Raw genomic sequence first — 22,724 nt, 5'->3', positions numbered from 1 at the left:
GCAGGAACGGCGCCGGTCCATCGACCGGCCTTATTTGTCTGCGGAGTCTCACCATGACCGTCAAAGCGACCGACGCCTCCTTCGACCAGGAAGTGCTCAAATCCGATAAACCCGTGCTTGTCGACTTCTGGGCGGAATGGTGCGGTCCCTGCCGCATGATCGGTCCCTCTCTCGAGGACATCGCCAAGGAGATGGACGGCAAGCTCAAGGTAGTGAAGGTCAACATCGACGAGAATCCGATGGTGCCGACGCAGTACGGCGTGCGCTCGATCCCGACGCTCCTGCTGTTCAAGAACGGCCAGGTCGCTGCAACCAAGATTGGAGCGGAACCCAAGCAGAAGCTGGTGAACTGGATCAACACCGTCGTCAGCTGAGCCGATGGCCGATCAGCCGTTGCGTTCCAGCACGGCACCCGCCAGATAAAGCGAACCACAGATCAGAATGCGCATCGGCGCGGGCTGGGTGGCCAGAAGGTCCTCCAGGGCCGCGCCGATATCGGTTGCAGCAGCACAATCGAGGCCGACTTCAGCCGCCTTCGCGCAGGCTTCTTGAGGCGTATAGGCGCTGTGGCCTTCGGGAAGGGGCACCGCCCGGGCCGCGCGCGCGTAGCGGGCCAGCGGCCGCAGGAAGCCCGCCGCATCCTTGCTGGTCAGCATGCCGAACACGAGATAGAGCGGCAACGGCGCCGGCTCCTTTGCCCAATCGGCCGCCATGCCAGCAAGCGCGAAGCCGCAATCCTCGTTGTGCCCGCCATCGAGCCACAGTTCGCTGCCGGGCGGCAAGGCCTCGGCCAAGGGTCCCCGCCCAAGCTTCTGCAACCGCGCCGGCCATTCGACAGTGGTGAGGCCCCTGGCGATGGCGTGGTCGTCGATGGCGAAGGTCGCTGACCGCAAGCGTTCGATGCAGGCGACGGCGCTGGCGGCGTTGTCGATCTGATGGGCGCCGACGAGAGCAGGAGCCGGAAAGTCGATGGCCAGCATGTCGCTTTCGTAGCGGAAACCGGCGGCGGTGGGCGTTACCTGCCATTCGCGGCCGAGGCGAAACAGTGGCGCCGCGAGTTTGACCGCCCGGGCGGCGATGACCTCGGCGCTCACGTCGCGCTGTCGGCCTACCACGGCAGGCACCGCGGCCTTCAGGATGCCCGCCTTCTCACCGGCAATGCGTTCGAGCCTGTCGCCGAGAAAGCCGGTGTGATCGTAACCGATGGGCGTTATGGCCGCGAGTGCGGGTTCGATCACGTTGGTGGCATCGTAGCGGCCGCCCATCCCGACCTCGATCAACGCGAGGTCGGCCGGCACGCGTGAAAACGCGAGGTAGGCAGCAGCCGTCGTGATCTCGAAGAAGGTGATCGGCTGTTCCTCGTTGGCCCGCTCGCAGTCGCTCAGCACGGCGTCCAGTTCGTCGTCCTCGATCAGGCGGCCGGCAAGGCGAATGCGCTCGTTGAAACGCACGAGATGGGGCGACGTGTAGACATGGACGCGATAGCCGGCAGCTTCGGCCATCGCTCGCAGATAAGCGATCAGAGAACCTTTGCCGTTGGTGCCGGCGACATGGACGATCGGCGGCAGCCTGCGCTCCGGTGAGCCGAGTGCCGCCAGCAGGCGTGCGATGCGTTCCAGGCCGAGATCGATCGATCGCGGATGGAGCCGCGTTACGCGCTCCAGGATCGGATCCATCATGCCAGGCCCCGACGACGGAGGTTCAGGCGCCGACGACGGCGAGACTGCGGCTTTCGACGACCAGCGGATCCATGAGCAGCGTGAGCAGCCGGATCAGGGTTTCGCGCAGCCTGTGGCGATGGACGACCGCGTCGACCATGCCGTGGTCGAGCAGATATTCGGAGCGCTGAAAGCCGGGCGGCAATTCCTGGCGGATCGTATCCTGGATCACGCGCGGCCCGGCAAAGCCGATGATCGCCTCGGGCTCGGCGATATGGATGTCGCCCAGCATGGCGAAGGATGCCGACACGCCGCCGGTCGTCGGATCGGTCAGCACGACGATGTAGGGCAGTCCTGCCTCCTTGACGCGCCGCACCGCGATGGTGGTGCGCGTGAGCTGCATCAGGGACAGGATGCCTTCCTGCATGCGCGCGCCACCGGAAGCGGAAAAGACGATCAGCGGCGCCTTGCGATTGACGGCGAGCTCGGCCGCCATCACCAGGCCCTCGCCCACGGCCGTGCCCATCGAGCCACCCATGAAGCCGAAATCGAGTGCGGCCACGACCGTCACGCGGCTGCCCATCAGGCCGCTCGCCACGACCAGCGCATCGCTCGCCCCCTCGGCCTTGCCCTGGGCCTCCTTCAGCCGCACGTCGTAGCGCTTGGTGTCGCGGAACTTCAGCGGATCGGAAGCCACGCGCGGCAAAGGATGGAGTTCGAACCGGCCGTCGTCGAACAGGCGCGGTAGACGCTTCATCGGACGGAGGCGCATATGGTGCCCGCAATGGGTGCACACCTCCTGGTTCGCCTCCCAGTCGCGGGTGAACAGCATCTGCTCGCACTTGGGGCATTTCAGCCAGAGATTCTCCGGTGCTTCCTTCTTGCGCGAAACGAGGGCACGGAGCTTCGGGCGGACGAAATTGGTCAGCCAGTTCATGGGTCGCGGTATCGCATGATTGGAGGCTGCGGCCAAGCCGATGCAGGCTGCGGGCTCACCGCCAGAAGCCGCTGAACGGGGTGTGGAAGTCCTGCGGCTTCTTCACCTCGCAGAATTGCTTGCGCGCCCGATAGTCGGCGCACAGCTTCTCCGCGACTTCCGGTGGCAGGTCGGCGATGATCGCCGCCTGCCGCGTCGCTTTGTTTACCGTAACCGGCAGGATGTATTCCTTGCCGGGATGGGAGACGCCCATCCGCACGAGCTCGGTCTGACCGCGATCGTAGACATGGCGCGCGGTGGCCCAGGTGGGGTAGGTGCCCAGCCAGGCGGCATCGCCCGGCATGTCGTAGCGGATCGTCCCGCACTCGCTCTGGCTGAAGACGACCGGAGGCTGGCCGCCGTCGTTACGCAACTGCCAGACTTTGGGCCGTGCGCCCCCGGTCTTCAGCGAATAGGCCTGGTCGAACAGGCGCACCAGGAATTCGTCGCGCAGATCCGCCCGCCGGAAGCCAAGAGCGACGCCGACCAGACGGCGGCCGTCGCGCACGGCGCTGCCGATCAGATTGAAGCCCGAGGCGCAGACGAAGCCGGTCTTCAACCCGTCGGCATAAGGCGAGTACATGTGCACGAATTTCACGCCGGGTCCGACCCAGCGCTTGCCCAGCATGAAGTCCTGGGTGCGGAAGTAACCGTAGTACTGGGGGAAATCGCGGATCAGCGCCATCGCCAGCAGAACGAGGTCGCGCGCCGTGGTCAGATTGCCCGGATCGGGCAGGCCGTTGGCATTGTCGAAAGTCGTGCTCGTCATGCCGAGTTGGCTGGCGGTCTGGGTCATACGCTGCGCAAAGGCGGCCTCGGTGCCGCCGACCAGTTCGCCCAGCGCCACCGCCACGTCGTTGGCCGAATGCGCCACCAGCGATTCGAGCGCCTGCTCCACCGTGATCGCCTGGCCCACCGCCAGGCCGAGCTTGGCCGGCGGCATGCTGGCGGCGTGGGCGGAGAACGGCACGGCACTCTGCAACCCCAGCCGTCCCGCCTTCAGCTCCTGGAAGACGATATAGATCGTCATCAGCTTGGTGAGTGACGCCGGGTACCAGGGAGCGCCGGCATTGCTTTCCAGCAGTGTCTCGCCGGTATGCGCATCGACGATGATGTAGGGTCCCGCCGTGACCGGGCCGGAAGGAGACGCGACCGAGGTGAATTGGGCCGCGGCCGGAAGCGTTGCCAAGCTCAGAAGTGCCGCCAAGCCGGCCAGAAGACACAATTTCATTGAACTCTTGTCACGAAGAGATGCTGCAGCATACGCCCTTTCCTGCGCCGGCGGGAGGCATTAGAGAAATTGCATGATCAAGGTCATGATCGCCCCCGTCACGCCATTCCAGCAGAACTGCTCCATCGTCTGGTGTTCCGAGACCATGGAAGGTACCGCCGTCGATCCGGGCGGGGACTTCGACATGCTGGAGCGCGCGATCTCCGAGCAGGGGATCAAGGTCACGAAGGTGCTGCTGACCCACGGTCATGTCGACCACGCCTCCGCCGCCGGCACCATGGCCGCGCACTACGGCGTGAAGATCGAAGGCCCCCACAAGGACGATCTGTTCCTGATCGAGAAGCTCCCCGAATCGGGCCGCAAGTACAACTTTCCGGCCTACAAGCCCTTTGTGCCCGACCGCTGGCTGGTGAACGGCGACACCGTGAACCTCGGCAACCTGACGCTCGACGTCGTGCATTGCCCCGGTCATACGCCAGGCCATGTCGTGTTCGTGAGCAAGGAGGCGAAGATCGCCTTCGTCGGCGACGTGCTGTTCAGGGGCTCGATTGGCCGCACCGATTTCCCGCGCGGCAACCATGATCAGCTTCTGCAGTCGATCCGGCGACGCTTGTGGCCGCTCGGCGAGGATATCGGCTTCGTGCCAGGCCACGGCCAGACCTCGACCTTCGGCTGGGAGCGCAAGACCAATCCGTTCGTTGCCGATCTCCTGTTCGACGACGATCCGGCAGCCTGAGTTCAGAGTGACGCGCCGAGGAAGGACCGGACGGCGAGATGGCCGGCGGCCGGCAGCGACACGTCGTCCATCGCATTCTGCGACTCACGATTGCGGTGCCGCACATAGTCGAGGCCACGGCGCAGCATCTCCCTGGTGAAGCGGCTTGGCTTCGTGTCGAGCAACGCGACCTCTTCCGGCGGCCGCTCAGTCACCGGCCGCGAAAAGGCGGCGAGCTCGACTTCGGCCGCGGAGTAGAGGCCGCAGGCCATGGCGCCCAGCGCGTAGGAGAGGCATTCCTCCTCCCAGCGATCGGGCTCGCGGTTTTGTCTGTCGAGAAGATCGAGCGCAGCGGTGAAGCTTCGATGAAGCCGCTCTTGATGTTCTGTCGTGAACCGCTGCATTGCGCACTCCCTTGCCGTCGATTCAGGACAACCATATGGGAGTGCAAATCCGGCCATACAATGGCCGTCGGTGCGATCTCATAAAAGGATCACAAAGGCCGACGCAAGGCGCTTCTAAACTTTGCGTATCCCGCGCACGCCATCAGCGAGCGCCTTGATGTAGGCGAACACGCCCGGCAGGAGGTCGGGCTTGGGCTTTCCCTTGTCGTCGAGCCCCGCTTTCACGCGATCGACGATCGCGGAACCGACGACGGCCGCGTCGGCGTGACGCGCCACCGCCGCCGCCTGATCAGGTGTCTTGATCCCGAAGCCGACGCCGACGGGCAACGCCGTGTGGCGCTTGATGCGCGCGACATGCGTGCGCACCGCCTCCTCGGTTGCAGACTTGGTGCCGGTAATGCCGAGCACCGAGACGAAGTACACGAAGCCTGAAGCATATTTCAGCACTGCCGGCAGGCGCTTGTCGTCTGTCGTGGGCGCGGTGAGGAGAACGGTATCAATGCCGGCGGCGCGTGCATGCGGCTTCAATTCGTCGGCTTCTTCCGGCGGAAGGTCGACCAGGATCAAACCGTCGACACCCGCCGCCGCCGCATCCTTGCAGAAGCGCTCGACACCGCGCTGAAACACGAGATTGTAGTAGCCCATGAGCAGGATGGGCGTTTCGCCGTCGCCGGTCTCCTTGCGGAAGCGTCTCACCATGTCGAACGTGGCATCGATCGTGATGCCTGCCTTGAGTGCACGCTGGCCGGCATGCTGGACCGACGGCCCGTCGGCCATCGGATCGGTGAAGGGCATGCCGAGCTCGATCAGGTCCGCGCCGGCTGCCGGCAAACCCTTCAGAATCTGGTAGCTCAGCGCAAGATCGGGATCGCCGGCGGTGACATAGGTCACGAGGCCGGCGCGCTTGTCGGCCTTGAGTGCGGCGAAGCGCCTGGTGATGCGGCTCATGGTCCGATCTTCACACCCAGTCGAGCCGCAACCTGTGGAACATCCTTGTCGCCACGGCCGGACAGATTCATCACCAGCAAGTTGTCCTTCGGCAGCGTCGGCGCGAGCTTGGTCACATACGCCAGCGCATGGGACGACTCGAGCGCGGGAATGATACCCTCGAGCTTGCAGAGGAGCTGGAACGCCTCGAGCGCCTCGTTGTCCGTGGCCGACACATATTCGACGCGGCCCTGCTCCTTGAGCCAAGAATGCTCCGGGCCGATGCCGGGATAGTCGAGGCCGGCCGAGATCGAATGCGCCTCCGTGATCTGACCCTCCTCGTCCTGCAGGAGATAGGTCCGGTTGCCGTGCAGCACACCTGGCCGTCCGCCCGTCAACGACGCTGCGTGCTCTCCTGTCTCGAGGCCCTTGCCCGCTGCCTCGACGCCGATGATGCGCACGCCTGCATCGTCGAGGAAGGGATGGAACAGGCCCATTGCATTCGAGCCGCCGCCGATGCAGGCGACAAGCGTGTCGGGCAGCCTGCCTTCGGCCTCGATCATCTGCTCGCGCGTCTCCTCGCCGATCACGCACTGGAAATCGCGCACCATCGCCGGATAAGGATGCGGGCCCGCCACGGTGCCGATGCAATAGAAGGTCGTGTCGCAGGTCGCGACCCAGTCGCGCAACGCCTCCTTCATCGCGTCCTTGAGGGTCGCCGAGCCCGCCGTCACCGGCCGCACCTCCGCCCCCAGCATCTTCATGCGAAAGACGTTCGGTGCCTGGCGCTCGACGTCGACCGACCCCATGAACACGACACAGGGAATGTCGAACAGCGCGCAGGCGGTCGCCGTGGCGACGCCGTGCTGGCCAGCGCCGGTCTCGGCGATCACGCGCGTCTTGCCCATACGCCTGGCGAGCAGTACCTGGCCCAGCACGTTGTTGATCTTGTGGCTGCCGGTGTGGTTGAGCTCGTCACGCTTCAGATAGACCTTGGCGCCGCCCAGACTCCTGGTCAGGCGCTCGGCGAAGTAGAGCGGGCTCGGGCGGCCGGCATAGTGGCTCAGGAGATAGCCGAGCTCGCCCCGGAATTGAGGGTCCGCCTTCGCCTCGCTGTAGGCCTTCTCCAGCTCGAGGATCAGCGGCATCAGCGTTTCGGCGACGAAGCGACCGCCGAAAACGCCGAAGTGCCCGCGCTCGTCGGGCCCGGTACGGAAACTGTTGGGTGTCGATGGCATGGCGGTTCCTGTCGGGACGCGCGGACTTAGCAGCCCCGGCAGGGGTCGGTCAAAGCGGACTATGTCTTCTTCTTCCTCGCGGCCTTCTTGCCGGCAACCTTCCGCTTCGCCGCCACCTTGGCCGGCGCGGACTGACGCGCCGCGGGCGCCTCGACCTCGACGATCACCTCGATCTCGACCGGAATGCCACGCGGCAGCGAGCCCATGCCGACCGCCGACCGTGCATGCCGGCCGCGATCGCCGAACACTTCGACGAAGAGGTCGGAGCAGCCATTGACGACTTCCGGCTGATGGCCGAATTCCGGCATCGCGTTCACCATGCCCAGGACCTTCACGATGCGCTTCACGCGATCGAGATCGCCCAGCTCCGCCTTCATGACGGCGATCAGGTTGAGGCCGGTCTCGCGCGCGTGCTGGTAGGCCTGCTCGATCGTGAGATCACGGCCGACCTTGCCTGTCGGCAGCGGCTGGCCGGGCAGTCCCGGACCCTTGCCCGCGAGATAGAGAAGATTGCCGGTACGCACCGCATTGACGTAGTTGGCCATCGGCGAGGTCGCGGACGCAAGCTCGATGCCCAGTTCCTTCAGCCGCCGTTCGGTCCTCATGGCGATCTCCCCTAAAGCGACGCCGTTCGCGCGAGGAAGGCGCGAATCAGCTCGATCGATTTCACACCCCGGCCCGATTCGACGCCAGAAGAAACGTCGACGGCGCGCGCGGCCGTCATGCGCACTGCGTCGGTCACGTTGTCGGGTGTGAGACCACCGGCCAGGAACCAGGGCAGGGGCACGCTGCGACCCGACAGGATCGCCCAGTCGAACGTTCTCGCGTTGCCGCCCGGCAGCGTTCCCTCTGCGGCGTCGAACATCAGCCGATCAGCGACGCTTCCGTAAGCGGCGATGCCGCGCTCGAGATCTTCCGGCGTCGCGACCTTGATCACCTTCATCACGGGCCTCCCGGTACGCCGCCTGATAGCCGCGATCCTCTCCGGCGTCTCGGCCCCGTGGAGCTGCAGGAGGTCGAGAGCGCCGGTCGCAAGCTTCTCGTCGAGGAGCGCATCGTCGGGGTCGACGAACAGGCCGACCCGGCCAACCTTCTTGGGCACGCGCTCGCCAAGCGCACGCATCGTCTCCGTCGAGACATGCCTCGGCGAGGGCGGGTAGGTCACGAATCCGACCCAGCGGGCGCCGAAGCGCACCGCCGCATCGACCGCTTCCGGCGTCGAGAGCCCGCAGATCTTCGCCTCGACCGCCATGGCGTCAGAGCGCGCCGAGATCGCGCGCCAGAACTTCGGCGGCCAGTGCCGGGTCTGCCGCTTCGGTGATCGGGCGACCGATGACCAGGTGATTGGCGCCGAGGGCCATGGCTTCCTGCGGCGTCATCACCCGCTTCTGGTCAGCGCTCGCCGCCCCGGGAGGGCGGATGCCCGGCACCATCAGGACGAAATCCTTGCCGCATTCGCGACGCAGCGCCGCGATCTCTAGCGGCGAGCAGATCACGCCGTCGAGGCCGCTCCGGCGCGCAAGCGCCGCCAGCCGCAATACCTGCTGGCCGGGATCGACCGTGACGCCGGTCGCTTCGAGGTCGGACCGGTCGAGCGAGGTGAGTACCGTAACGCCGAGGAGTCGCGGTCGTGCGACGCCCAACCGTTTGGCTTCTGACGCGGCGGTTTCGGCCGCGATATTCATCATCGCCGCGCCACCTGCGGTGTGAATGGTGATGAAGGTGGGCTCGAGCTCGACCACGGCGCGAATGCCGCCCGCCACCGTATTCGGAATGTCATGCAGCTTGAGATCGAGGAAGAAGCCGATGCCGGTCGCCCGAACCGGGGCCGGAAAGGCGTAGCGTACTCCTGGGGCACCATGCGCCAGGAAGAACTCCAGCCCGAGCTTGACGCCACCCACGGCAGGAACCGCCCCGCCGGCCACCGACCGGATCAGCCGGGCAGCCAGCGGCAGGTCGATCGTATCGATCGCGCAATAGACGGGGTTGGAGCGGCCTCGCATGACGGCGCGCAACCTAATGGCGCGCATCACGAGCGGCAAGCGTCAGTGGATCGCCGCGTACATGATCTTTTCTTCAGTGGCCTCGTGCGCCGAGAATTCCTCGACCACTTTGCCCTGGCGGCAGACCAGGATTCGGTCGGAGCGCGCCATGATCTCCGGCAGATAGGAGGAGATCATGACCACCGCATTGCCCTCGTCGGCCAGCCGGTCGATGAGCTGGTGGATCTCGGCGATGGCCCCGACGTCGACGCCACGCGTCGGCTCGTCGAAGACGAGAAGCCTGGGCTCCTGCACCAGCGACTTGGCGATCACGATCTTCTGCTGATTGCCGCCGGACAGCTCGACGACCTTGACGTCCTGCCCTATCGCGCGAACGTTCAGCGCCTGCACCCATTTCTTGCCGACCGTCTCCGCTTCCTTGTTCAGGACCAGCTGCCGCTTGCCGCCGAGCTTGGCCAGCAGACCCATATAGACATTCTTCGCGATCGACATGGTCTCGAAGAAGCCTTCAACTTTGCGGTCTTCGGTGATGTAGGCGATGCCGTCGCGCACCGCCGGAGCGGGCGTCAGGTAGCGGACCGGGCGGCCGTTCAGGATCACCTCGCCGCCATGGAAGAAATCGCGCTTGAGGATGCCCGAGACGATCTTGAAGGTTTCCGTGCGGCCGGAACCCACGAGACCGAACACGCCCGTCACCTGGCCCGCGAACACGGACAGCGAATTGTTCTTCACCATCGGCGCCATGCGCAAGTTCTCTACCGTCAGCACCCGCCGGCCGGGCGGCCGTACCTGCTCCTTGCGGCCGGCATAGAGCGTCTTGGAAAGGTCGCGCCCGACCATGGCCTGGATGACCCTGGCCCGGTCGAAGTTCCTGGTCTCGTCGGTCACGACATGCCGTCCATCGCGCAGCACGGTGATGCGATCGGAGATCAGCAGCGCTTCCTCCAGCGCATGGGAAATGAAGATGACCGAGACGCCGCGCCGTTTCAGCTCGCGCACGAGATCGAAGAAATACTTCTTCTCCTCGGGCGTGAGGCTCGCCGTCGGCTCGTCGAAGATGATCACCTTGGCGTCGTGCAGGACGGCGCGCGCGATCTCGACCATCTGCTTCTTGGCGGCGCCAAGCTGGGCGACGGTGGCCGTCGGCGTCACGTCGAAGTTGAGCGACTGCAGGAACTGTTGGGCAGCAATGTAAATGCCGCGCAGCCGGTTGTAGAACCGTTCCTGGCCGAGGAACAGGTTCTGCGCGACCGTCATCGACGGTACCAGGCTGTTTTCCTGGAACACCATGGCGATGCCGAGGTGGCGAGCCTCGAGCGGCGTGCGCGGCGCCACTTCCTTGCCGCCGATCAGCATCTTGCCCGACGTGAGCGGCACCACCCCTGCCATGACCTTGGTCAGAGTGGACTTGCCGGCGCCATTCTCGCCCACCAGCGCGTGGATCTCGCCCGTGATCAGGGCGAAGTCCACCGCATCGATCGCCGGCGAGCCGCCATAGAGCTTGGTCGCCTGGCGCAGCTCGAGGATCGGTGTGGTCATGCCGCCGCGTCCTTCTCGAGGTCGGCCAGCGGCAGCCGCAGCAGGCGGCCCGGCCCCCTGGCCAGCAGGTACAGGAAGCCTCCCACCTCGGCTGCCGCCACGATGCCGTGATTGATGCCATCGACGCGGCTGTGCAGCGAGTACCGCGGCACGCCGTCGGCCGAGAGGCGAATGACGAGCCCGTAGGATCGCGGCGGCGCCCAGGGCTTCAGCACACCCATGGTGCGCAAGTGTGCGCCCTGCATGGGCTCGAGATAGCTATCGCCCGAGCGCAGGCGCGGTGCGATCCAGTGCTCGGGCGCAATTTCCTTCATCATGCGGCGGCGGAAGGCGTTCTCGCGCAGCACGAACTCCACGAGCTGCGTGCGAGCGGCGAAGGCGGTGAGCCAGAAGCCGCCTCCGGCGGCGACGGCGAGGCGCGAGGGATAGACGGGCAGGCGGCCGAGCACGATGCGTCTGCGGCCATCGGACGTCACGGCGAGCACGCGATGGCGCCAGCTCTCCGACACCAGAGTCTCGTTGCCGGCCGCGCAGGCACCGAAGGCATATTCCAGACCACGCGCCGCTTCGCGCGCATCGCCATTGCGCGGATCGAGCAGGATCAGGCGACCGGTCGCGCCCCGACCCATGAGGTCATGGGTCCATTGCGCGCAGTCGTTGTCCCGCGACCCGTCGGTGACGGCGAGCCGGCCGTCGGCAAGGCAGGCGATCGCATTGGCAGAGCGAAACGGCGCGTTCGCCGGCCCCGTCGAGCGACGTTCCCCGCCAGCGCCTTCGCGCACGATGACCTCGCGACCGTCGAGCGCGACGGCGATTCCGCCATCGGGCAAGGCGCAGAGCGCCGTGACGGGCCGGTCGAAGTGCGCGACTTCCGTCCCGGCTCCGTCGGTCGGAAGCAGCACGCGGCCTCCGTCGCAGACGAGCGGCGCCTTGCCGTCCGTCGCGAGGTCGTCCGCGGCGTCGAACTGCGCGACGATCTCGGCGTTCTCGAGGATCTGGTTGGGCTTCAGGGCGCCGTCGAAGATCGGTACCGTGATCGAGGCGTCCCCGCGGCCGAGAACCCGGTCGCCGATGGCCCGCAGCGCGCCGATCATGCGCTCTTCCTCCAGCGCGTCTCGTACTGCACGAAATCGGGGTCGGCCTTGCCGAGCTTCAGCCGGCCGATCCGGTTGTTCATGATGCCGCCGAGATAGAGATAGCCCTTGTGTTCACGCATCGAGGTGATCATGGGGTGATTGACGCCGGCCTGATCCCAATAGGTCTCGAGGATGTCACCGGCCTCGTTGAACCTCAGCACGCAGCCCGTGTTGATGTTGGGAAACAACCACTCGTCGAGCGGCACGCGCTTGGCCATGCGCCGGCGGAAGCCCGGCATGCGCCAGGCAAGATCGAGCGCCGGCGAGCGCATGCCGACCATGGCCAGCCAATAGTTGCCGTCGGAGGACAGATTGATGTTGTCGGGAAAGCCCGGGAGGTTGTCGATCAGCATCTCGACGCGGCCCTTCTTCGGCCCCTCGAACCAGTAGCGCTTGATGCAGCAGCCCCAGGTCTCGGCGAACAGGATCGACTGCCCGTTGCGCGACACGCAGATGCCGTTGGGGAACTTCAGGCCGCGCAGCACCGTGCGCGTGGTCTTGGTCGCGGGATCGTAGCAGATGATGCGGCCGTTGCCGCGCGCTTCCAGCCCGTCGACCGGCCATTCGTGCATCTCGTAGCGCACGGTCGCTTCCGAGAAGAATATGCGCCCGTCATCGGCGATATCGAGATCGTCGGCGAGCCGCAGGCGGCTGTCGTCGTTGACCGAATAAAGGCTGCGGTTGGTCTCGTCGGTTGCCTTCTCGACCCTGCGGTCCGGCGTGATGCGGTAGAGACCCATGCCGCCGATGCAGACATAGAGGTTGTCGTCGCGGTCGAAGGCCATGCCGAGCGGCTGGCCGCCGATATGGGCATAAACCTCCATCTTCTCGTAATCGGGTGGAAAAAAGCGGATGATGTCGCCATGGCGCGAGCCGGCATAGAGGTTGTCGTGCCGGTCGAGGATCACGTCCTCCGGCGCCTCGATCCGTCCGAGACCGATCAGGCTCACGTCCTTCAGCTTGTCGTTCTGCTCGAAGCGGCTGCCCTGGCCGACGCGGGGCCCGAGCAGCGCCGGCATATGGTGAAAGGTGGGACTGACATAGACCTTGGCGATGATGCGGGTCCGGTTCTTGAGCCAGCGGATGTCGATCGTGGCGGCAACGAGGAGGATGCCTGCCAGCACCATGCGGTTGACGCCGCCCCTTACCGAAAGCGTGGTGAGGCCGTTCGTGATCAGGAGCACGATGAGCGTGCCGACCAGCGCGCGGGCAACCGAGCCGCGCCCGCCGCCCAGGCTGATGCCGCCCAGCACCGCCGCCGTGAGCACCGTCACCTCGAGCCCGACACCGACGTCACCGCCGACCGTGCTGAGGCGTGCCGCGAAGAATAGCGCGCCAACTGCGGTCAGCGCCCCGCTCGCGGCGTAGCAGCGCGCGATCGTGCGGCGCACGGCGACGCCGGAATTGTAGGCCGAGCGACGCGAACCGCCGATCGCCGTTATGTGCCAGCCAGGGCGCAGGCGGGTCATGAAGACATGACCGAAGATCGCGACCATCGCATAGAGCAGCGCAACGCTCGGGACTCCGAAGACGCCGCCGCCGCCCATGAAGTCCCAGACCGCATCGTCGGGAAAGGCCGCCGCAATGGTATTCGAATAGTCGAACAGCAGCAGGTCGTAGGCCGAGCGATAAATGATCAGGGTGATCAACGTGGTGATGAAGGCGCGCAGCCTGAGATAGCCGATCAGGAAGCCGTTGACCGCTCCCAGGAGCGCACCGAAAACGATGGTGATGACGGCCACCGCCGGCACCGGCAGATTGAGAACGTCGAGGCAGAAGAGCGCGCAGAAGTCCGTCAACGCGAACATCGATCCGACCGAGAGATCGATGCCTCCGACGACGATGACCAGCGCCATACCGAGCACGACGAAGCCGATCTCGGCCGCCTGCCGCGCAGTATCGGCGAGACTGTTGGGCGAGAGAAAACCCGGGATCGCCTCCGAGAAGGCAAAAGCGACGAGCAACAGGACGATGACCGGAATGGCCGTTTCGGTCCAACGCTTCGACAGGATTTCACCAAGCAGATGGTCCGGCCAATAGCGATAACGCAAACGCAGTACGACTTCTTTCATCGAACGACCTGTCGGCGCGGCGGTTGCAACTGGAGAAAAGGGCGGGGCGCCGGGACGCGACGCCTGCCGCGCTCCAGCCGCTCCGCGTCGTCTCGCTATTGCTTCAGTCGTTCAAGCTTCCAGCAGGTACCGTCGATACCGGCATTCGCCTTGGTGACAGGGATCAGCGTCGTATAGACGGAACCCTTCACCGTGCCCGGCTTCATGTCGGACGACACCAGCCACTTCACGAGGGCGGCCATATCCGCTCCCTGGGTCGGCACGTCATAGCTGAGGTCGAGGTCGAAAGCGCCCGACTTCACGAGATCGCAGGCGCCCTTCTGCTCACCGCCGCCGGACGTCGCCACGAAGACCTTGCCGGTAAGGCCGGCTTCCTTGACCGCCGCGGCGGTGCCGATGTCCATGCCGTCCCAGAAGCCGACTATGCCGCAAAGGTCGGGATTCTGCTTCAGCACCGTCTGGGTGATCGCCTTGGCCTTCGCGGCGTCCCAGTCGGCAGCTTGACTCGAAACGACTTTGACGTCGGGATTCTTGGCCAGCACGTTTTCGACGCCCTTCAGCGTATAGGCGCTGGCGGCGGCCGACAGGGCCCCCTGCACCACTGCGATCTTGTTCGATTTGCCCTTGCAGAAGTCGACGACGGCTTGCGTGTCGCGCTCGCCGATTTCGATCCAGTTGGCGCCGACGAAGGCGGTCGACCTGAAGGCCGAGCCCATGTTGATCTGGATGATGAAGATCCCCTCCTTCTCCGCGCGCTGGATCAGCTTGGCGTAGGTCTGGACGTCGGGATTGTGCACGACGATCACGGCCGGCTTCTCGGAGATGAGGGTAGTGATCGCCTGGGCGCCGGCATTGGTGCTCCAGTTGGCGTCGCGAACCACCACCTTCATGCCATAGGGCTCGAGTTCTCTCTTGAGCACGGCGAACCAGCCCTCGGTGAGATCGAAATTCATCGCCACCGGCACATAGCCCACGGTCTTGCCGGCCAGCGCTTTCTTGAACGGGCCCTGGAACGGCTCGTCCAGCCCCTTCTGCGCGAAGGCGGGCGCGGCCAAGGCGCAAACGAGCGCCGACAGGGCGACAAGCCTGCCGACCCACCGGGTGGTTATGGAATGAGTCATGATAGCGTCTCCTCCGGTTTGTGGTTCTTTCAGACGATCCCTTGCCGCTTCAGATGTCCCCCTGTTGCGCCGTCTCCTCGTTGCGAGGATTGAGAAAGGAGTCGGCAATCACCGCGATCAGAAGCACGACGCCCTTCACGAGGTTCTGCCCGGAATAGGAGACGTCCATGATCGTCATGCCGTTCAGCATCGTGCCGATCAGGAGCGTGCCGATCACGACGTTCAGCACGCCGCCGCGCCCGCCGGCCAGTCCGATGCCGCCCAGAACGACCACCAGGATCACGTCGTAGATCAAGGTCGAGTTGTAGATGCGGGTCGGCATGCTGTTCACCGACGCCGCCAGGACCAGGCCTGCGATCAGGCCGATCAGCGCGGCCAGTACGTATTGCAGCACGATCAGCGGCCGCGTCGGAATGCCGGTGGCCCGCGCCGCGAACGGATTGTCGCCAACCGCGTAGATGAAGACGCCCAACCGGGTCTTGCGCAGGAACAGACCTACTGCGGCGCAGGCACCGGCAAACATCACGATCGGCATCGGAATGCCGAGCACGTTGCCCTGGCCCAGCTTCTCGAAGCCACTCAACCCCGGACTCCATTGCACGACGTCGAGCTTGAACAGGGCCGCCTGACCGAGACCGGCGAGAAAGAGGCCCGAGGCCAGGGTTGCAAAGATCGAAGGCACTTCGGCATAGGCGATCAGCCAGCCATTGATCAGACCGAAGGCCAGGGTCAAAAGCGTCGCCATCAGAAGGGCGTAGGAAAACGAATCGCCATCCTGGACGAGCTGCAACACGACGCCCGGCGGCACCGCAAGGGCCGCGATCAGCGACAGGTCGATGCCGCGGCCGATCACGACGATCGCCATGGCGAGGCCGAGGATGCCGAGCACCGCCACATTCTGCAGCAGCGTCAGCATATTGGCGGTGGTGAGGAAGCCCGGCAGGAAGGCCGAAAAGCCTGCGAACAAGACGATGAAGATCGAAAAGACGATCCCTTGCTGCGTCAGGCGGAGAGGCTTCATACGGCCGCGCACCTCTTTCTCGATTGCGCCGGATCGCAACCGTATCGTGCAAATATGCTCGCAGAACTTTTGCGGCCAAGTCAATCGGCCAAGGTGCGGCAGCGACTAAGTGCTGCGCACCCTCTTCACCGCGTTTTGCCAGCCGGTATAGCGCCGGTCTCGCGAGGGCGCATTTTCCGCCGGCGTGAAGGCCCGATCGAGCATCCAGGTCTCAGCCAGCGAGTCGAGCGAGGTCCACAGGCCGGCGTGCAGTCCGGCAAGAAAGGCCGCGCCCAGCGCCGTCGTTTCGATGACCTTGGGCCGCTGCACCGGCGTGCCGACGGTATCGGCGAGGCGCTGCATCAACGGGTCATTCACCACCATGCCGCCATCGACCCTGATTTCTTCGATCTCGGCACCGTCGCCACGCATCGCCTCAATGAGGTCGCGCGTCTGGTAGCAAACCGAATCGAGCGTCGCGGCGGCGATCTCTGCCGGGCCGGTGTCGCGTGTCAGACCCAGCAGGGCGCCCCGCGCCCCGGCATCCCAATAGGGTGCCCCCAGACCGACAAAGGCGGGCACCATGTAGACGCCGTGGCCGTCTTTCGCGTTGCGCGCCATCGCTTCGATCTCGCCTGACTGCTTGATGAGCCCAAGGCCGTCGCGCAGCCATTGCACGGCGGCGCCGGCCACGAAGATGCTGCCTTCGAGCGCATAGGTGCGCCGGCCGTCCAGTTGATAGGCGATCGTGGTGAGCAAGCGGTGGCTGGACTGGACCGCAAGGCTGCCCGTGTTCAGGACCGCGAAGCAGCCGGTGCCGTAGGTTGCCTTGACCATGCCCGGCTTGGTGCAGGCCTGTCCTACCGTTGCCGCCTGCTGATCGCCCGCCATACCGAGCACGGGAACCGGCGCCCCCAGGATGTCGGGCGTCGTAACCCCGAGCTCGCCGGCGCAATTCACGACCCTGGGCAGCATTGCAAGCGGGACCCCGAGCAATGTCGCCAGATCGGGATCCCATTTCCCTTTTCGGATATCGAGCAGCAGGGTGCGGCTGGCATTCGTCGCGTCGCTCGCATGGACCTTGCCACCGCTCAGACGCCACAGCAGGAAACTCTCGATCGTGCCCGCCGCCAGCGCTCCCTTCTCGGCCGCCACGCGGGCACCGGCGACGTTCTTCAATATCCAGGCAATCTTGGTGCCGCAGAAATAGGGATCGAGCAGCAGACCGGTACGCCGCGACAACATCGGCTCATGCCCGGCAGCCCTCAACTCGTCGCAGAGATCGGCAGTGCGCCGGTCCTGCCAGACGATAGCGTTGTGCACCGGCTTTCCTGTCACGCGGTCCCACACCACCGTGGTCTCGCGCTGGTTGGTGATACCGATACCGGCCAGCGCTCCGGGCTCGAGCTTCGCCTTCTCGAGCGCACCGCGGCAAACCTCGACGGTTGCGCGCCAGATTTCTTCGGGGTCGTGCTCGACCCAGCCGGGCTTGGGAAAGATCTGCGGCAACTCCTTCTGCGCCGACGCGATCGGCCGGCCCGAGTTGTCGAATACGATGGCGCGCGTGCTGGTCGTGCCCTGATCGACGGCGAGGATGTGCTTGGCGGCCATGGCGGCCGCGATTAGTGCGCGCGATCGATGGCGAAGTCTACTGCCTCGAGCAGCGCTGATTTGAGCGGCGAGTCGCCGAACAGGCCGAGCGCGTCCCGCGCCATGGCGCCGTAGTGCCGAGCACGCTCCAGCGTATCGGTGAGCGCATTATGGCGTTCGATCAGGCTCTGGGCGCGCTCCAGATCCTCCGGCTGCTGGTCGAGTTTCTCGAGCGTGCGCTTCCAGAATTCGCGGTCGACCCGGCCGCCGCGAAGAAAAGCGAGGATGACCGGAAGCGTGATCTTGCCCTCGCGGAAATCGTCGCCCACCGACTTGCCGAGCTTGGCCTCGCGGCCGGCATAGTCGAGCGCATCGTCGACGAGTTGGAAGGCGATGCCGAGATTCATGCCGAAGCTTTCCAGCGCCACCCGCTCCGCCCCATTGCGGCCGGCCACCATTGCGCCGACCTCGGCCGCGGCGGCGAAGAGCTTGGCGGTCTTGGCCTTGATCACCTCGAGATAGGTCGCTTCGGGCGTGCTGCTGTCGCGTTGCGTGACGAGCTGCAGCACCTCGCCCTCGGCGATCGTCGAAGAGGCGCGCGACAGCACGCCCAGAATGTCGAGCGAGCCGACATCGACCATCAGCTCGAACGCGCGGGTGAACAGGAAATCGCCGACCAGCACCGATGCCTTGTCGCCCCACACCGAGTTGGCAGTGGGCTTGCCGCGACGAAGAGCGCTCACATCGACCACGTCGTCGTGCAGGAGCGTGGCGGAATGAATAAATTCCACGCAGGTCGCGAGCTTGACATGGCGGTCGTCGTCCGGCGATCCGTAGCCGCACAGCCGCGCCGCAGCGACAGTGAGCAGGGGTCGCATGCGCTTGCCACCCGCTCCGACCAGATGGTTGGCAAGCTCGGGAATGAGCGAGACGGACGAGCGCATGCGCGCCAGGATCTCTCGATCCACGCGCGCCATGTCCTCCGCGCACAAGGCCAGCAGAGGCTCGAGGCCAGGCGCCTTGCGCTTTCCTTCCAGGGAGACGACGGTTGCCATGATTTGAAGTTAATCCCGCCGGAAAAGCCGAGGTTGCGACACGATGTCGTGAGAGGATGCAGTCACTGCATGGAAACGTCCACCACAGAAGATGCGTTGCTGGGCGGCCGCGTCTGCCTTGCGCAACCCAGCCGCGGCTACCGTGTCGCCGTGGACGCGATCGTGCTGGCCGCCGCGACGTCACCCGCGTCCGGAGCGCGTGTACTGGATCTCGGAGCAGGCGTCGGCGCAGTAGGCCTTTGCCTGGCGACGCGCGTACCGGATTGCAGCGTTACCTGTGTCGAATTGCAGTCCAGTCTCGCTGCTCTTGCCGTGCGCAATGCCGAGGCCAATGGCATGGCAGGCCGCGTCCAGGTCGTCGTCCACGACATCGCGCAGCCCTTGCCCGAGACGCTGGGAAAGTTCGCGTGCGTTGCGACCAACCCGCCTTACCTGGCGGCGGCGACGGCCGATCCGCCACCTGACCAAAGCAAGGCCCTGGCGACCGTCGAGTCGAGCGCCGATCTCGCGCGCTGGCTGTCAGTCGCGACCGGCGCGCTCGAGTCTGCCGGCACCCTGACGCTCATCCATCGCAGCGATCGGCTGGACCAGATCGCAGCGCAGCTCGGGCGTCTCGGCTGGGGCGACATGGCGATAAAGCGCCTGCCACCCGCGCCACGTATATTGATCCGCGCGCGGCGCGGTGACTTCCCGCGGCTTCGCGAGTCGCCGCCCTTGATCCTGCACAAGCCGGGCGGCGGGTTTACCGACGCCGCCGAAGCCGTTCTGCGCCACGCCGCGGCCATCGTCTTCTAGAGTGCTTGCCTTCACGGCGCCGCCCCGCGAGAGTGCCGCCATGCTGGAATGGATCAGGAATCGCTTGCGGCGCGGGCCGGCCGTACCGGTCGTTCGCATGGCCGGCGTCATCGCCTCGAACCCTCTGCTGGGTTCACGGGGACTCTCCATCGAGAGTGTGGCGCCGCTGCTTGCCCGCGCCTTCAACCTGCGCGGAGCCAAGGCCGTGGCGCTGGCCATCAACTCACCGGGTGGCTCGCCCGTGCAGTCGGCGCTGATCGCGCAGCGTATCCGGCTGCTCGCCAGGGAGAAGAACCTGCCGGTCATCGCCTTCGTCGAGGACGTGGCCGCCTCGGGCGGCTACTGGCTCGCCTGCGCCGCCGACGAGATCATCGTCGATCCCGCCTCGATCGTAGGCTCGATCGGAGTCATCTCGGCGGGCTTCGGCTTCAAGGACCTGATCGCCAAACTCGGCATCGAGCGGCGCGTGCACACGTCCGGCGAACGCAAGTCGATGCTCGATCCCTTTCGCGAGGAGGATTCCGAGGATGTCGAGCGCCTGAAACGACTCCAGGCCGAGATTCATGACGGGTTCAAGGACTGGGTGCGCGAACGGCGCGGCAGCCGGCTGAAGGGCGACGAGGCGACGCTCTTTTCAGGCGAGTTCTGGACCGGCAGGCGTGGCCTCGAGCTGGGCCTCGCCGACGGCCTCGGCGAGCTGCGTGCGCTGCTGCAGGAGCGCTTCGGTGCCAAGGTCTATCTGCCTCTGATCGCGCCGCGCCGCCGTCTGTTGTCCCGCTTCGGCCTTGGCGGCAGCCTCGAGCAGATCGGAACTTCGGCCTTGTTTGCGCTCGAGGAGCGGTTCCACTGGCAACGCTTCGGACTATAGGATTTCCGCGATGAAACTCCTCGCTCCTGTCGCCGCTGACGATCTCGCCGCCGTTCGCGCCTGGTTCGACAAGCTTGCGAGGCACTGCCGCGCTGTCGACTATGAAGGTGCGCGCTCGATCTTCGCCGAGGACATGATCGCCTTCGGCACCTTCACCGACTTCATGCACGGCCGCGAGCTCGCCGAGCAGAAGCAGTGGCGCAACGTCTGGGGCACCATCCGCGACTTCCGCTACGATCTCGGCAAGGTCGAGGCGATCGTTTCGGCCGATCGTCTGACCGCAGTCGGCATGGCGGTCTGGCAGTCGGACGGCTTCCATCCCAACGGCGACCGTTTCGATCGGCCCGGTCGTACGACCGTGGTGCTGGGCCGCAACGAGATCGGCGATTCCTTCGTCGCGACCCACACGCACATGTCGCTGTTCCGAGGCACGCCGGAACGCAGCTACGGGAAGTTCGCACCTTCGGCAATCGAGCAGAGCTAGGCGGCGCTCGTCAGCTTGAGGCCGACGATGCCGGCCACGATCAACCCGATCGAGGCAAGTCGCATCCAGTCCGTCGCCTCGTCCAGGAGGACGATCCCGAGGATCGCCGTGCCGACGGCGCCAATGCCGGTCCATATCGCGTAGCCGGTGCCGACCGGCAACGTCTTGAGCGCGATGCCAAGCAGCACCACGCTCACGACCATCGAGCCGCCCGTCAGGATCGACGGCACGAGCCGCGTGAAGCCCTCGGTATATTTCAGGCCGATTGCCCAGCCTATCTCGCAGAGACCGGCGACCAGGAGAATGAGCCATGCCATGGGACGCACCCTTTCAAAAGCCGGGTCGTCCCGACGCTCGCCCGGAAGCGGGGTCGTCCCCGCAGGCTGCGCGTTCAGTTGGGAAGCGGCAACGGGACATGCAAGGCGTTACGGTTGCGCCATTCGGTCTCGCCGGGCTTCACGCCGGATCCACCGCCCCCTTGCGCTCGACGATTAGCCCGTACTGGTCGGGCTGGCGGTGAAGGGCGAAGTTGAAGGTCGTCGTCTTGTAGCTCCGGCCGGCGTCGAGATCGCAGCGATGCACGATCAGCTCGTCGCCCTCGCTCGCCGCACGCGCCACCACCTTGCCCGACGGCGCCACGATCATGCTGTCGGCCAGCGAAGGCACGCCTTCTTCCGTGCCGCCCTTCGCGACACCGACCACCCACGTGCCATTCTGATGGGCGCCGGCCTGCATGGAGAGCTGGTTATGGAACCAGGAATGCTCGTCATGATCGGGCGCCGGCGCATTGTGCAGCGGCGTGTTGTAGCCCAGCATCACCATCTCGACGTTCTGCAGGCCCATCACGCGGTAGGTCTCGGGCCAGCGTCGGTCGTTGCAGATACACATGCCCATGTTGCCGCCGAACGCCTTGAACACTGGGAAGCCGAGGTTGCCGACCTCGAAGTAGCGCTTCTCGAGATGCTGGAACGGCCGCTGGGGCTCGTGCTCGGCATGGCCCGGCAGATGGACCTTGCGGTACTTGCCCACGATCTGCCCATCGCGCTCGACCAGGATCGAGGTGTTGAACCGCCGCACGCGGCCGTTCTCGTTGGCGAGCTCGGCGTAGCCCAGGCAGAAGCCCAGCGAAAGCCGCCTGGCTTCGGTGAAGAGCGGTGCCGTCTCGTTCGACGGCATCTCGCGCTCGAAGAAGGCATCGATCTCCGCCTGGTCGGTCATCCACCAGCGCGGGAAGAACGTCGTCAGCGTGAGCTCCGGGAACACCACCAGCTCGCAGCCCATGCGCTTGGCCTCGCGCAGATGCGCGATCAGCCGCTCGACCACGTCGCGGCGGGTGTGGCTGCGCTGGATGGGCCCCATCTGCGCGGCCCCCACGGTCAGGAAACGGGTCATGTCGCGTCCGCCGTGGCGTGAAGCTGCGCGTTCAGGGTGCCCCAGGTCTTCTTGCGCGCGATCGCCTCGAGCGCGCCGGTCTGCGAATTGCGCCAGAACATGAGGTTCGACCGGCCGGACAGCGTGCCGGCCTTGACGACGCTGCCATCCTCCAGCCGCACCCGCGCACCGGCAGTGATGTAGCAGCCCGCCTCGACCACACAGTCGTCGCCGAGCGAGATGCCGATGCCGGCATTGGCGCCGATCAGGCAGCGCTCACCGACCGAGACCTGCACCTTCCCGCCGCCCGACAGAGTGCCCATGATCGAGGCGCCACCGCCGACATCGCTGCCGTTGCCGACGACCACGCCGGCGCTGATGCGGCCCTCGACCATGCAGGCGCCGAGCGTGCCGGCGTTGAAGTTGCAGAACCCCTCGTGCATCACCATCGTGCCGGCGGCGAGGTGCGCGCCCAGCCGCACGCGAGCCGCGTCGGCAAGCCGCACGCCGCTCGGCACGACGTAGTCGGTCATGCGCGGGA

Annotated in this window: 24 protein-coding genes; 5 read left to right on the top strand and 19 right to left on the bottom strand. The window is 65.8% G+C overall.

Going from position 1 to position 22,724, the window contains the following annotated elements; all coding sequences use genetic code 11:
* Positions 1-53 precede the first annotated feature (53 nt).
* Positions 54-374, top strand: a complete 321-nt coding sequence (trxA, locus tag VH499_RS20270) for a thioredoxin (RefSeq protein ID WP_332054566.1) — start codon at positions 54-56, stop codon at positions 372-374.
* Between the two features lie 12 nt (positions 375-386).
* Here the strand turns inward: trxA and VH499_RS20265 are convergent, their stop codons facing one another.
* From VH499_RS20265 to VH499_RS20255, 3 genes are read right to left on the bottom strand one after another with little or no spacing between them, the layout of a single operon-like run.
* The gene (locus VH499_RS20265) at positions 387-1,679 is read right to left on the bottom strand and encodes a folylpolyglutamate synthase/dihydrofolate synthase family protein (RefSeq protein ID WP_332054565.1); all 1,293 of its coding nucleotides are present in this window, start codon (positions 1,677-1,679) and stop codon (positions 387-389) included.
* A 22-nt stretch (positions 1,680-1,701) separates the two neighbouring features.
* Positions 1,702-2,595 carry an acetyl-CoA carboxylase, carboxyltransferase subunit beta gene (gene accD / locus VH499_RS20260; protein WP_332054564.1) on the bottom strand — a complete coding sequence of 298 codons (894 nt, stop codon included), beginning with the start codon at positions 2,593-2,595 and terminating at the stop codon, positions 1,702-1,704.
* A 55-nt stretch (positions 2,596-2,650) separates the two neighbouring features.
* A complete protein-coding gene (locus VH499_RS20255; RefSeq protein ID WP_332054563.1) occupies positions 2,651-3,823 on the bottom strand; it encodes a D-alanyl-D-alanine carboxypeptidase family protein in 1,173 nt (390 codons plus the stop codon).
* Between the two features lie 115 nt (positions 3,824-3,938).
* On the opposite strand from VH499_RS20255, the gene VH499_RS20250 reads away from it, so the two are divergent.
* Positions 3,939-4,601, top strand: a complete 663-nt coding sequence (locus tag VH499_RS20250) for an MBL fold metallo-hydrolase (protein WP_332054562.1) — start codon at positions 3,939-3,941, stop codon at positions 4,599-4,601.
* A gap of 2 nt (positions 4,602-4,603) precedes the next feature.
* Here the strand turns inward: VH499_RS20250 and VH499_RS20245 are convergent, their stop codons facing one another.
* The 13 genes from VH499_RS20245 to VH499_RS20185 all read right to left on the bottom strand — a co-directional run bounded on the left by VH499_RS20245 (position 4,604) and on the right by VH499_RS20185 (position 18,665).
* Entirely contained in the window at positions 4,604-4,984 is a 381-nt protein-coding gene (locus VH499_RS20245) for a hypothetical protein (protein ID WP_332054561.1), read from the bottom strand.
* 114 nt (positions 4,985-5,098) lie between these two features.
* Positions 5,099-5,932, bottom strand: a complete 834-nt coding sequence (trpA, locus tag VH499_RS20240; RefSeq protein ID WP_332054560.1) for a tryptophan synthase subunit alpha — start codon at positions 5,930-5,932, stop codon at positions 5,099-5,101.
* Positions 5,929-7,149, bottom strand: coding sequence for a tryptophan synthase subunit beta (trpB, locus tag VH499_RS20235; protein ID WP_332054559.1), 1,221 nt, complete (start codon positions 7,147-7,149; stop codon positions 5,929-5,931). The genes trpA and trpB overlap by 4 nt, the downstream gene beginning before the upstream one ends.
* A 59-nt stretch (positions 7,150-7,208) precedes the next feature.
* Positions 7,209-7,754 (bottom strand): RidA family protein, encoded by a 546-nt coding sequence (locus VH499_RS20230; protein WP_332054558.1) that lies wholly within the window; start codon positions 7,752-7,754, stop codon positions 7,209-7,211.
* Between the two features lie 11 nt (positions 7,755-7,765).
* Positions 7,766-8,401, bottom strand: coding sequence for a phosphoribosylanthranilate isomerase (locus VH499_RS20225; RefSeq protein WP_332054557.1), 636 nt, complete (start codon positions 8,399-8,401; stop codon positions 7,766-7,768).
* 4 nt (positions 8,402-8,405) lie between these two features.
* Positions 8,406-9,152, bottom strand: a complete 747-nt coding sequence (gene pyrF / locus VH499_RS20220) for an orotidine-5'-phosphate decarboxylase (RefSeq protein ID WP_332054556.1) — start codon at positions 9,150-9,152, stop codon at positions 8,406-8,408.
* Between the two features lie 42 nt (positions 9,153-9,194).
* Positions 9,195-10,691, bottom strand: a complete 1,497-nt coding sequence (locus VH499_RS20215) for a sugar ABC transporter ATP-binding protein (RefSeq protein WP_332054555.1) — start codon at positions 10,689-10,691, stop codon at positions 9,195-9,197.
* Positions 10,688-11,785: a hypothetical protein gene (locus VH499_RS20210; protein ID WP_332054554.1), complete on the bottom strand. Its 1,098-nt coding sequence runs from the start codon at positions 11,783-11,785 to the stop codon at positions 10,688-10,690. The genes VH499_RS20215 and VH499_RS20210 overlap by 4 nt, the downstream gene beginning before the upstream one ends.
* A complete protein-coding gene (locus tag VH499_RS20205; RefSeq protein ID WP_332054553.1) occupies positions 11,782-13,899 on the bottom strand; it encodes an ABC transporter permease in 2,118 nt (705 codons plus the stop codon). Before VH499_RS20205 ends, VH499_RS20210 begins: the two co-directional genes overlap by 4 nt.
* A gap of 95 nt (positions 13,900-13,994) precedes the next feature.
* A complete protein-coding gene (locus tag VH499_RS20200) occupies positions 13,995-15,020 on the bottom strand; it encodes a sugar ABC transporter substrate-binding protein (RefSeq protein ID WP_332054552.1) in 1,026 nt (341 codons plus the stop codon).
* Positions 15,021-15,069: 49 nt separating this feature from the next.
* Positions 15,070-16,041 (bottom strand): ABC transporter permease, encoded by a 972-nt coding sequence (locus VH499_RS20195; RefSeq protein ID WP_332054551.1) that lies wholly within the window; start codon positions 16,039-16,041, stop codon positions 15,070-15,072.
* A 105-nt stretch (positions 16,042-16,146) separates the two neighbouring features.
* On the bottom strand, positions 16,147-17,631 hold the full coding sequence (gene glpK / locus VH499_RS20190; protein WP_332054550.1) for a glycerol kinase GlpK: 1,485 nt from the start codon (positions 17,629-17,631) through the stop codon (positions 16,147-16,149).
* Between the two features lie 11 nt (positions 17,632-17,642).
* Positions 17,643-18,665 carry a polyprenyl synthetase family protein gene (locus VH499_RS20185; protein ID WP_332054549.1) on the bottom strand — a complete coding sequence of 341 codons (1,023 nt, stop codon included), beginning with the start codon at positions 18,663-18,665 and terminating at the stop codon, positions 17,643-17,645.
* A gap of 69 nt (positions 18,666-18,734) precedes the next feature.
* Here VH499_RS20185 and VH499_RS20180 point away from each other — a divergent pair, with 69 nt between their 5' ends.
* The 3 genes from VH499_RS20180 to VH499_RS20170 are packed head-to-tail and all read left to right on the top strand — an operon-like array spanning position 18,735 to position 20,812.
* On the top strand, positions 18,735-19,460 hold the full coding sequence (locus VH499_RS20180; protein WP_332054548.1) for a tRNA1(Val) (adenine(37)-N6)-methyltransferase: 726 nt from the start codon (positions 18,735-18,737) through the stop codon (positions 19,458-19,460).
* Between the two features lie 40 nt (positions 19,461-19,500).
* Positions 19,501-20,328 carry a S49 family peptidase gene (locus tag VH499_RS20175; RefSeq protein ID WP_332054547.1) on the top strand — a complete coding sequence of 276 codons (828 nt, stop codon included), beginning with the start codon at positions 19,501-19,503 and terminating at the stop codon, positions 20,326-20,328.
* Between the two features lie 10 nt (positions 20,329-20,338).
* A complete protein-coding gene (locus VH499_RS20170) occupies positions 20,339-20,812 on the top strand; it encodes a ketosteroid isomerase (RefSeq protein ID WP_332054546.1) in 474 nt (157 codons plus the stop codon).
* Here VH499_RS20170 and sugE read toward each other — a convergent pair.
* The 3 genes from sugE to VH499_RS20155 form a co-directional block, all read right to left on the bottom strand.
* Entirely contained in the window at positions 20,809-21,129 is a 321-nt protein-coding gene (sugE, locus tag VH499_RS20165) for a quaternary ammonium compound efflux SMR transporter SugE (RefSeq protein WP_332054545.1), read from the bottom strand. The genes VH499_RS20170 and sugE overlap by 4 nt on opposite strands.
* Before the next feature lie 139 nt (positions 21,130-21,268).
* Positions 21,269-22,204 carry an N-carbamoyl-D-amino-acid hydrolase gene (locus VH499_RS20160; RefSeq protein WP_332054544.1) on the bottom strand — a complete coding sequence of 312 codons (936 nt, stop codon included), beginning with the start codon at positions 22,202-22,204 and terminating at the stop codon, positions 21,269-21,271.
* On the bottom strand, positions 22,201-22,724 hold a 524-nt coding region (locus VH499_RS20155; RefSeq protein ID WP_332054543.1), incomplete at its 5' end, for a DapH/DapD/GlmU-related protein. The genes VH499_RS20160 and VH499_RS20155, both read right to left, overlap by 4 nt.

This window comes from Reyranella sp. (assembly GCF_036558665.1).
In the GTDB taxonomy this organism is placed as follows: domain Bacteria; phylum Pseudomonadota; class Alphaproteobacteria; order Reyranellales; family Reyranellaceae; genus Reyranella.
The sequence above is the reverse complement of the archived record's forward strand: the minus strand, read 5'-3'. Positions and strand labels throughout refer to the sequence as shown.

Excerpts from the sequence above, each read along its gene's own strand:
- trpB (WP_332054559.1), bottom strand. The coding sequence starts at position 7,149 with ATGCCATCGACACCCAACAGTTTCCGTACCGGGCCCGACGAGCGCGGG.
- VH499_RS20225 (WP_332054557.1), bottom strand. The coding sequence starts at position 8,401 with ATGGCGGTCGAGGCGAAGATCTGCGGGCTCTCGACGCCGGAAGCGGTC.
- VH499_RS20210 (WP_332054554.1), bottom strand. The coding sequence starts at position 11,785 with ATGATCGGCGCGCTGCGGGCCATCGGCGACCGGGTTCTCGGCCGCGGG.
- VH499_RS20160 (WP_332054544.1), bottom strand. The coding sequence starts at position 22,204 with ATGACCCGTTTCCTGACCGTGGGGGCCGCGCAGATGGGGCCCATCCAG.
- VH499_RS20180 (WP_332054548.1), top strand. The coding sequence starts at position 18,735 with ATGGAAACGTCCACCACAGAAGATGCGTTGCTGGGCGGCCGCGTCTGC.
- glpK (WP_332054550.1), bottom strand. The coding sequence starts at position 17,631 with ATGGCCGCCAAGCACATCCTCGCCGTCGATCAGGGCACGACCAGCACG.
- VH499_RS20205 (WP_332054553.1), bottom strand. The coding sequence starts at position 13,899 with ATGAAAGAAGTCGTACTGCGTTTGCGTTATCGCTATTGGCCGGACCAT.
- VH499_RS20185 (WP_332054549.1), bottom strand. The coding sequence starts at position 18,665 with ATGGCAACCGTCGTCTCCCTGGAAGGAAAGCGCAAGGCGCCTGGCCTC.
- VH499_RS20175 (WP_332054547.1), top strand. The coding sequence starts at position 19,501 with ATGCTGGAATGGATCAGGAATCGCTTGCGGCGCGGGCCGGCCGTACCG.
- VH499_RS20215 (WP_332054555.1), bottom strand. The coding sequence starts at position 10,691 with ATGACCACACCGATCCTCGAGCTGCGCCAGGCGACCAAGCTCTATGGC.
- trpA (WP_332054560.1), bottom strand. The coding sequence starts at position 5,932 with ATGAGCCGCATCACCAGGCGCTTCGCCGCACTCAAGGCCGACAAGCGC.
- VH499_RS20195 (WP_332054551.1), bottom strand. The coding sequence starts at position 16,041 with ATGAAGCCTCTCCGCCTGACGCAGCAAGGGATCGTCTTTTCGATCTTC.
- VH499_RS20250 (WP_332054562.1), top strand. The coding sequence starts at position 3,939 with ATGATCAAGGTCATGATCGCCCCCGTCACGCCATTCCAGCAGAACTGC.
- VH499_RS20265 (WP_332054565.1), bottom strand. The coding sequence starts at position 1,679 with ATGATGGATCCGATCCTGGAGCGCGTAACGCGGCTCCATCCGCGATCG.
- VH499_RS20230 (WP_332054558.1), bottom strand. The coding sequence starts at position 7,754 with ATGAGGACCGAACGGCGGCTGAAGGAACTGGGCATCGAGCTTGCGTCC.
- trxA (WP_332054566.1), top strand. The coding sequence starts at position 54 with ATGACCGTCAAAGCGACCGACGCCTCCTTCGACCAGGAAGTGCTCAAA.
- accD (WP_332054564.1), bottom strand. The coding sequence starts at position 2,595 with ATGAACTGGCTGACCAATTTCGTCCGCCCGAAGCTCCGTGCCCTCGTT.
- pyrF (WP_332054556.1), bottom strand. The coding sequence starts at position 9,152 with ATGCGAGGCCGCTCCAACCCCGTCTATTGCGCGATCGATACGATCGAC.
- VH499_RS20200 (WP_332054552.1), bottom strand. The coding sequence starts at position 15,020 with ATGACTCATTCCATAACCACCCGGTGGGTCGGCAGGCTTGTCGCCCTG.
- VH499_RS20170 (WP_332054546.1), top strand. The coding sequence starts at position 20,339 with ATGAAACTCCTCGCTCCTGTCGCCGCTGACGATCTCGCCGCCGTTCGC.
- VH499_RS20245 (WP_332054561.1), bottom strand. The coding sequence starts at position 4,984 with ATGCAGCGGTTCACGACAGAACATCAAGAGCGGCTTCATCGAAGCTTC.
- sugE (WP_332054545.1), bottom strand. The coding sequence starts at position 21,129 with ATGGCATGGCTCATTCTCCTGGTCGCCGGTCTCTGCGAGATAGGCTGG.